Origin of the sequence: Aeribacillus pallidus (genome assembly GCF_050478865.1) — a bacterium.
Lineage (GTDB): Bacteria > Bacillota > Bacilli > Bacillales > JACDOC01 > JACDOC01.
The window spans coordinates 1-881 of sequence record NZ_JBCNBW010000109.1 but is presented as its reverse complement, the minus strand read 5'-3'; the positions used below and the strand labels follow the sequence as shown (position 1 = coordinate 881).

The window sequence follows — 881 nt, the reverse complement described above, 5'->3', positions numbered from 1 at the left end:
CCTCGACGTGCGCTGGAGGACCTGCGAGGAGGCTGTTGCCGCCACAGCAGGGCCGAAGCGACGCGAGAGGCTAGGAGCCGGAGCTAGACAATAAGAAAAGCGAAGGCGACTGATTAGCCTCGACGCCGCTGGAGGACCTGCGAGGAGGCTGTTGCCGCCACAGCAGGGCCGAAGCGACGCGAGAGGCTAGGAGCCGGAGCTAGACAATAAGAAAAGCGAAGGCGACTGATTAGCCTCGACGCGCGCTGGAGGACCTGCGAAGGACTTTCGTTGGCTGTTTCTTTCCGTTTCATTCTTTTTTCTTTCTGTTTTTCGGTATTTACTTTCCGTTTGTCATCTTTTACTTTCCAATTTTCTAATTTTACCAATTAAATGTAATTCATTACGAACGAAAAGAAACCTGTATCAACTACAGGTTTCTTTCATTTAATACCTTGCATAACGGCTGATATTTAACAATACACCTACAGCCATTAACATTAATGTTAAGGAAGAGCCTCCGTAGCTTAAAAAAGGCAACGTGATTCCGGTAACTGGCATCAAGCCTGTTACAACACCAACATTAATCATCACTTGTATGGCAATCATCGAAATAATGCCTACTGCCAACAAACTACCGTATAAATCCGGTGCACCTAACGATATGCGAATCCCTCGCCATAATAGTAAAGCGAACAACAATAGAACAAACGTCGCCCCGATAAACCCAAGCTCTTCAGAAATAATAGCAAAAATAAAATCCGTTTGTGGCTCTGGTAAATAAAAAAACTTTTGACGACTTTGCCCAAGTCCTAATCCGAACAAGCCCCCTGGACCGATAGCATAAAGTGACTGGATAATTTGAAAACCGCTCCCTAACGGATCAGACCACGGATCTAAAA

1 protein-coding gene is annotated in these 881 nt (G+C 45.7%); it reads right to left on the bottom strand.

The annotated features are described in order from the left end of the window. Window positions 1-426: 426 nt before the first annotated feature. Window positions 427-881 (bottom strand): FtsW/RodA/SpoVE family cell cycle protein (locus ABES52_RS16885; RefSeq protein WP_429652476.1); only part of this gene is annotated, 455 nt, incomplete at its 5' end.